This window comes from Deltaproteobacteria bacterium (assembly GCA_019308925.1).
In the GTDB taxonomy this organism is placed as follows: domain Bacteria; phylum Desulfobacterota; class B13-G15; order B13-G15; family RBG-16-54-18; genus JAFDHG01.
In genome coordinates this window covers 22402-29905 of sequence record JAFDHG010000043.1, presented here as the reverse complement: position 1 = coordinate 29905, position 7504 = coordinate 22402, and the positions used below count along the sequence as shown (strand labels likewise).

At 49.2% G+C, this 7504-nt stretch carries 9 protein-coding genes; 7 read left to right on the top strand and 2 right to left on the bottom strand.

All coding sequences use genetic code 11. The features are described 5' to 3' along the window. Window positions 1-294: 294 nt before the first annotated feature. From JRI46_08315 to JRI46_08285, 7 genes are all read left to right on the top strand, one after another. Window positions 295-1512: an ABC transporter substrate-binding protein gene (locus JRI46_08315; protein MBW2039582.1), complete on the top strand. Its 1218-nt coding sequence runs from the start codon at window positions 295-297 to the stop codon at window positions 1510-1512. Window positions 1513-1606: 94 nt separating this feature from the next. Beyond that, window positions 1607-2143, top strand: coding sequence for a branched-chain amino acid ABC transporter permease (locus tag JRI46_08310; GenBank protein ID MBW2039581.1), 537 nt, complete (start codon window positions 1607-1609; stop codon window positions 2141-2143). Beyond that, on the top strand, window positions 2113-2397 hold the full coding sequence (locus JRI46_08305; GenBank protein MBW2039580.1) for a hypothetical protein: 285 nt from the start codon (window positions 2113-2115) through the stop codon (window positions 2395-2397). Before JRI46_08310 ends, JRI46_08305 begins: the two co-directional genes overlap by 31 nt. A 1-nt stretch (window position 2398) precedes the next feature. After that, window positions 2399-3394: a branched-chain amino acid ABC transporter permease gene (locus tag JRI46_08300; protein ID MBW2039579.1), complete on the top strand. Its 996-nt coding sequence runs from the start codon at window positions 2399-2401 to the stop codon at window positions 3392-3394. Between the two features lie 9 nt (window positions 3395-3403). Further along, window positions 3404-4138, top strand: a complete 735-nt coding sequence (locus JRI46_08295; protein ID MBW2039578.1) for an ABC transporter ATP-binding protein — start codon at window positions 3404-3406, stop codon at window positions 4136-4138. After that, window positions 4116-4820: an ABC transporter ATP-binding protein gene (locus tag JRI46_08290; protein MBW2039577.1), complete on the top strand. Its 705-nt coding sequence runs from the start codon at window positions 4116-4118 to the stop codon at window positions 4818-4820. The genes JRI46_08295 and JRI46_08290 overlap by 23 nt, the downstream gene beginning before the upstream one ends. 242 nt (window positions 4821-5062) lie before the next feature. Then, complete coding sequence (locus tag JRI46_08285) at window positions 5063-5863, top strand: putative hydro-lyase (protein ID MBW2039576.1); 801 nt, start codon at window positions 5063-5065, stop codon at window positions 5861-5863. Here the strand turns inward: JRI46_08285 and JRI46_08280 are convergent. Further along, window positions 5860-6801 (bottom strand): biotin-dependent carboxyltransferase, encoded by a 942-nt coding sequence (locus JRI46_08280; GenBank protein MBW2039575.1) that lies wholly within the window; start codon window positions 6799-6801, stop codon window positions 5860-5862. The genes JRI46_08285 and JRI46_08280 overlap by 4 nt on opposite strands. Window positions 6802-6812: 11 nt before the next feature. Further along, a complete protein-coding gene (gene pxpB, locus JRI46_08275) occupies window positions 6813-7499 on the bottom strand; it encodes a 5-oxoprolinase subunit PxpB (protein ID MBW2039574.1) in 687 nt (228 codons plus the stop codon). Window positions 7500-7504 lie beyond the last annotated feature (5 nt).

The window sequence follows — 7504 nt, the reverse complement described above, 5'->3', positions numbered from 1 at the left end:
ATGTTTAGATCACTATTTTAAAACTCAAAAAGGGGGGATTCCAGATATCTCTATCTTCAACATATTGATATTATTACACAATAACAATTTCTATATTAAAAAGTCAGGAAACTCCAGAAAAATTGGACTTGACTAATTTGTAATATTCCTGTAACAATTTGGTAATTTTATAATCAGAAATCCTTGGAAAGGAGGGTGTGAGATGTAAGGTATTAAAGAGGCAAGGAATATGTGCTCAACGTGGTGAAGGAGTAAAAGGTAAGGTTTATCTAAATAAAAAAGGAGGGAAAAACTATGAAGAAGATGATTTTAGTTGCTTTTCTTGTTGTTGCCTTGGCCTTCCCTTCTGCGATCATGGCTGCGGAAAAGGAGATCAAGATCGGGGTTATTCTTCCACTGTCCGGTGCCCTTGCCCCCACAGGTAAGACCTTAAAGGAAGGGGCTGAATTGGCTGCCGATATTATCAATGGTAAATATCCCGAGCTCAAAATCTCCATCGCTCAGTGGGAAGGAATTCCAAGTCTAGGTGGAGCCAAGATCAAGCTAATTTTTGCCGACTCCAGAGCAAATCCAGGGTGGGGAGCTGATCAGGCGAAGAGGTTAATAATGGATGAAAAAGTTGTAGGCCTGATGGGCTGTTATAATAGCTCAGTAACGAAGACGGCATCTGTGGAAGCCGAACGAGCAGGTATTCCCTTTATTAACCCGGATTCGACCTCCCCGGCACTTACTAAGAGGGGCCTCAAGTGGTTTTGGAGGGTTACTCCACATGAAACCTGGTTTACCGCTGATCTGTTTAACTTCTTAGATGGCCTGGTCAAAGGTAAGGCACGGGGCATAAAACCCATCCCCAAAGGAAAGATCAACACTTTGGCTGTTGCCGTGGAGAACACTGAATGGGGTGCGGCTGCGTTGAAGGAGATCGAGAAATTCGCTGCCAAACATGGATATAAAATTGTAGAGGCCTTTAAGTATCCGCATAAGGCAGCAGACCTGAGCAGTGAGGCTAGGAGGCTGATAGCCTCTAAGGCTAACTGTTATCTATTTGCTCCCTATGTAGCGGATGCCATCCTTTTCATAAAGACGTTGAAGGAGATGCGTGCCGCCCCTGTCCTGATTTGGGGACAGGCCGAGCTGGGCAAAGTTAAACCGGTAGCAGGTCAAATTAATAAAATGTACAAGAAAAAAACAGGCTATGACTTCTCCGGCAGTTCCGCAAGAGACTTTGTAGGGGTCCAGGTTTGGGCCCATGTCTTAAACAATGCCAAATCAACTGACCCGAAGGCAATCCGAAAGGCGCTTAATAAACTTTATATTCCCGGAAAGGAACTTATCATGCCCTGGAAGGGCGTAAGGTTTGGCTCACCTTTCCCGGGCGATACCCACCAAAACGAGCTGGGTTCTGGAGTAATCAATCAGTATCAGGGATGGCCGAATGGAAAGCTGCAAGTCGTCTATCCCTTTGAATTCGCCACGGCCGATCTGATCTATCCCTTCCCGGGCTGGAAGTAAAGGGTCAAGTTTTGGCATTAGTAAGGCGAGCAGCTTAGCCAGCGGAAGTTGGCTATGCTGCTCCCTTTTGTTTTCTTAACTGGTCGAGACAAAGATGGAATTGGCAACTCAATTAATAATATTCGGCATATTAATGGGGCTTGTCTTTGCCTTTATCTCCTTAGGTCTATCCCTTATCTTCGGGGTAATGAACATTGTTAACTTCGCCCATGGGGAATTCCTGATGGTGGGAATGTATGTTGCTCTTTTGACCTCCTCTTATCTTCACCTCGACCCGCTTGTTTCCTTACCCTTTGCGGCAGCAATAGGATTTTTGGTTGGTATTGTAAGCTATCGTTTCCTCATTCGCCATATTCTTCGTGGGCCTATGGTGGCCCAGCTCTTTGGGACGTTTGGGTTAATGCTATTCCTTCGCTATCTGTTTATGTTTATTTTTGGTCCCGATGTCCGCTCCATTTCGCATGGGATCTTGATAGGAAAAACAATCTCTATAGGTTGGGTTATGCTTGATGCTAGTAAGGTGATGGCGGCAGGCCTCTGCCTGCTGCTATTTGCGTTGGTCTATTGGATGATAAACCGAACAAAACTGGGGAGGGCGCCTTGGCCTGGGGGATTGGTGGGGCCACCGTAGGGATAGCCGGAGTTCTACTAGCCCATTTCTATTACGTAACTCCTACCGTAGGGATGGTTTTCATCATGATCGCCTTTGCCATCGTGGCGCTGGGCGGATTTGGAAGCATTTCAGGAGCTTTCCTTGCCGGTCTGATTATCGGCCTAATACAGGTTATTGGCGGGCAATATTTAAGTGAACTGAAGTTTACTTTCATTTACATCGCTTATTTCCTGGCGGTAGTGTTTAGACCCCGGGGTCTTTTCGGATGGTAAAATGGGCCGGATATTAAGGGATATCTTCTCATTTGGAGACCGCCCCTTCTCTGAAAGGATCGGTTTTGTTATTTTTATTGTGATCATCCTTGCTTTCCCCTGGATTGTCGAGTCATGCTATGCCAGGGCAGTTATGATTAAGTTTCTCCTCTTTGCCTTGTTTGGTCTGGGCTGGAACCTCATCGGTGGCTATGGGGGACAAGTGGACCTTGGACAGGCCAAAAATGTAGGGTTTGGGGCCTTTGCCACCGCACTTATGATGTCCCATTGGAATACCCCATTTTGGCTAACCATTCCGGCAGGTATGATAGTTGCTACGGCGGAGTCTTTTGCCGTCGCCTATCCCATGTTCCGCCTTAGAGGCCATTACTTTGCCATCGCCACTCTCTGTGTCGCTTTGGTCTGGAAGGAGCTTTTTATCTTTTGGGACTGGACCGGAGGGGCACGGGGTATAGAACTTCAGGTGATGCCCGGCGTCAATTTCACCTACATGCAGTTTGACTCGCCAATTTATTATCACTACTTCATTTTCTTCCTTTTCATAGCGCAGCTTTTATACATGAATTGGTTCAGGAAGTCGAAGCTGGGCTATGAGCTGCAAGCTGTCAGAGATAATGAGGAGGCAGCAGCAAGTTTGGGAATCAATGTCACCCTGACAAAAGTCAAAGCTTATTGTATTGCTGCCGCTCTGGGTGCGATAGGTGGTAGTTTTATGACCGTCTACTATTTATATATTGATCCCGACTTGGTTATGCCTATGGATTTATCTATCTTGATTGCCATGACAGTTATGGTTGGAGGGGCCGGCTCTATATGGGGGCCAATAATCGGTGCGGCAATTCTCATCCCTTTGGATATGTATCTGGGGGCTTGGCTGGGAGGAATAGGACGTTATGGCATAGATTTCATGATCTACGCCTTTATAATAATGATTATCGCTGCCCGCGAGCCAAGGGGGATCTGGGGCATCATTGAGAGGGCCAGAAGGAGAAGGTGAAGTTATCTCATGTTACTGGAAGTTAAGAATCTGATTAAGGAATTTGGAGGAGTGGTAGCCAATGCTGACATCTCTTTAGAGATGGAGCAAGGGGAGATTGTGGGTCTTATCGGTCCTAACGGGGCTGGCAAGACCACCTTGTTTAACTGCATTGCGGGTTATCATGAACCCACCGGTGGGAAGGTCTTTTTCGAAGGGAATGATATTACCGGCTGGCCAGCGCATCGGACTGCCAGAGCGGGGATAGGCCGGACTTTTCAAGTAATGAAGATAATGCCAACCCTGACAGTTGAAGAGAACGCGATGATTGGAGCTTTCAGTCGAACTGGTGATCGGTGGATTGCCAGGAAGGAGGCCCAGGAGACATTGGAGTTAGTAGGTCTGGCACAAGAGGCAAGTGCATATCCCACAGAACTTCCAATAGCTACCCAAAAAAGGATTGAACTGGCTCGATCTCTAGCTACTAAACCCAAACTCTTAATGTTGGACGAAATCGCAGCCGGTCTAAATCCTCTGGAAACTAAGGAGATCATTCAGACTCTGCAAAGGACAAAAGAGGAGAGGGACCTCACCCTTTTTTTGACCGAACATGTTATGGAATTTATAATGACAATCTCGGAGAGGGTGATCGTAATGGCCGCCGGGAGAAAAATCGCTGAGGGAATCCCTAAGGAGGTGGCCAGGGAAGATAAGGTAATCGAGGCATACCTTGGACAGAAATATGCTAAAGGTAAACAAGATTAAGGTTCATTATGGAAGAATTCCCGCTCTCCACGAGGTCTCGTTTGAGGTAGGGGAGGGGGAATTGGTTGCCATTGTAGGTGCCAACGGCGCTGGCAAGACCACCGCTTTAAAAACAGTTATTGGAGCCCTCAGCCCGGTGTCAGGGGATATTGAGTTTGAAGGAACAGACATCACCAGGAAAAATTCCGCAGAAGTTGTCCGGTTAGGAATTACCTATGTCCCAGAAGGGAGGCATATCTTTGGGCCTTTTACAGTGGAGGAGAACTTACTTTTAGGAGCTTTTACTACCGGCACGAAAGGGGAGATAGAAGAAAGAATGGATTATGTTTACCATCTCTTCCCCCTATTAAAGGAGCGTTACAAGCAAAAGGGGGGGACCCTAAGCGGCGGGGAACAACAAATGCTGGCCATCGGCCGAGGGCTTATGGCCCGGCCGAAGTTGCTAATGCTGGATGAGCCCTCTCTGGGATTAATGCCGAAGCTCGTCGCCGAGGTGTTTGACGCCATCTCCCTATTGAAAGAAGAAGGGCATACTATCCTTCTGGTAGAGCAGAATGTGCGGGAAGCACTGGAGCTATCTGACCGCGGATATATTTTACAGACCGGTAAAACCATCTATTCAGGGCGGGGAAAGGAGTTACTGGAGTCGGAGATCGTCAAGAAGGCCTTTCTAGGATTGTAAAAAGTTCGTTCTAGAGCGTAGCTCCTTTCTTTTTGGGGGTTGGGAGCCCCCATAGGGACAGGTCGTAGACCTGTCGCGGGAGATTGAGGGGTATCGCCCCCTGAAGCCCCAGAAAAGAAAGGGTTCTAGGGTCCAAGGATTCAAGTGGGTTTCCTTTTGCTAAAATCTTAGAATCCTCGAATCCTTGAACCCTGTATTTTACATGGGCGGGGGTGAGGATAAACCCTCAGGAGGGTTTAGTTATGTCCGACATCAAAGACATCAGCCGACTCTCTCCCCAAGAAATCCGCAATCTCATCCGAGAAGGCAAATGGGACAAACCAACTGCAGGCCTTGCCCTCGGTTATGCCCAGGCGAACGTTGTCATCTTGCCTGCTCGATATGCCTTCGACTTCTTCCTCTTCTGTCAAAGGAACCCGAAACCATGCCCTTTACTGGAGGTCTTAGAGCCGGGGAGGTGTGAGACGGAGTTTTTGGCCCCTGGTGCAGATATCCGTACTGATGTCCCCAGTTATCATATATTCCGCCATGGTGACTTAAACGATACGAAGAAGGATATAAGAAACCTCTGGCAGGAGGATTTTGTCACCTTCCTCCTGGGTTGTAGCTTCACCTTTGAGCAGGCCCTCCTTGATGCCCACATCCCTGTACGCCACATCGAGGAGAAAAAAAACATCCCCATGTATGTTACCCATATTCCGTGTAGGCAGGGGGGGATATTCCGTGGACCTCTAATCGTCACCATGCGGCCTATTCCCTATGAAAGGGTAACCAGGGTTGTGCAGATAACATCTCGTTACCCCTTTGTCCATGGGGCCCCTGTCCACATAGGGAGCCCGGAAAGGATAGGAATAAAAGACCTGTCCACACCTGATTTTGGTGAAGCGGTCAAGATCAGAGGGGGCGAGGTACCCCTCTTTTGGGCCTGCGGCGTGACGCCTCAGAAGGCCCTTTTAGATGCCAAGCCCGAGATTTGTATCACCCATGTTCCAGGGCATATGTTTATATCAGACATTGTGAACGAAGAACTGGCCACCCTTTAGGACAGGCTTAAGCCCTCTTTGAACCTCTTGATCCTCTCCTCCATCTCCCCTAGGGCTTGGGAGGCCTCATCTAAAGATACCTGTTTGAATCTCACTGTATCCCCGGGTCTTAGCTGCCCCAAGAGGGGGAGGTCGGCGGTGATGACGGTAGCGATCTTCCTATATCCTCCGGTTACAGTCTCAACCAATATGATGATGGGCTGACCATCCCCGGGTACTTGGATGGTCCCGGAGATCACCCCCTCGGAGATGATCGACTCGCCTACCTCAGGCCTTCTCTCGATCACCGCTCCGGCCAATCTGATACCGGTGCGGTCTGTTTGGGGGCTTACTTGGTATGCGGAACCGATAAAGGTCTCTTTACCCCTTTCGGTGAATTGGTCATCTTGAGGGCCAAAGATCACCTTTAATCGCCACTCCTTACCGTATGGCGGAACCCATCCTTGGGGGAACCTTCGTCCTTCCGCCAGGAGGTGAAATCGAGGTGCTTCTGAATGAAGGATATCACCCCCTCTTAGAGGTCTTCCCTCCAATCCGCCGAATTTAGAGGAGATGTTCGTCGATTTACTCCCCATAACAACAGGCAAGGAGATCCCCCCTCCTATGGCTAGATATGAACGACAACCGCTCTTGACCCCTTTAAATGAAAGGATATCCCCTTTCTTTAGGACATGAGACCTCCACATCTCCAGGGGCTCATCATTGAGAAAAGGTTGGAGGTCAGCCCCGGTAACGGCGATGGCTGCATCGGTTAGGGCCCTGACCTTTAATCCCAGGAGGGTGATCTCCAGGCACGCCTCATCCTCTGGGTTGTCCACGAGCAGGTTTGCCACCCTCAGGGAGAAGGGGTCTATGGCCCCGCTGGGGGGGACCCCGTATCGACCATAGCCGAATCTCCCCCTATCTTGAATGGTGCTAAGGAGACCAGGTGCTAATATCTCTAAGGTCTCTACCGGGGCCAATGCTCGAACTCCTCATCCTCTATGGGAGAGAACCTTACCCGATCGCCCATTTCCAGGAGCGTGGGGGGGGACTGGGTGGAATCGAATAGCTTCAAGGGGGTTCGGCCGATGATCTGCCACCCTCCAGGGCTCTCCACTGGGTAGATCCCTGTTTGTCTCTGTGCGATAGCCACTGAGCCTGCAGGGATCACCGTTCTCGGCGTTTCCCTGCGGGGGGTTGCCAGCCGTTGCGGCAATTCTCCCATATAGGGAAACCCCGGGGTAAAGCCGATCATATAGACCTGATAGGTAGAACCTGAATGAAGGCGGATTATCTCTTCCCGGCTAATTTTATGATACTGGGACACCCATTCCAAGTCAGGGCCGTATTCACCCCCGTAAACGACAGGAATATCCACGGTCTTTGGCTCAGGAATTGGGATTCCTTCGATCTTTTTTTGGAACTCTTCTATCCTGTGTTGTAGCGCGGCCAAACCTATTTTCAACGGATCATAAATGATGAGGAGGGACCGATAGGTAGGGACAATCTCCACCAAGCCTTCGAGGGGATTTTCCTCCAACGTGAGGACCAACTCCCTCACCCTTCGATTCACCTCAGGGCTGATCTCATCCCCCAACTCGAGGATCAAGGCCCGATCGCCCATTATGCGGTATCGGGGGTTTTGATAGGACATCACCA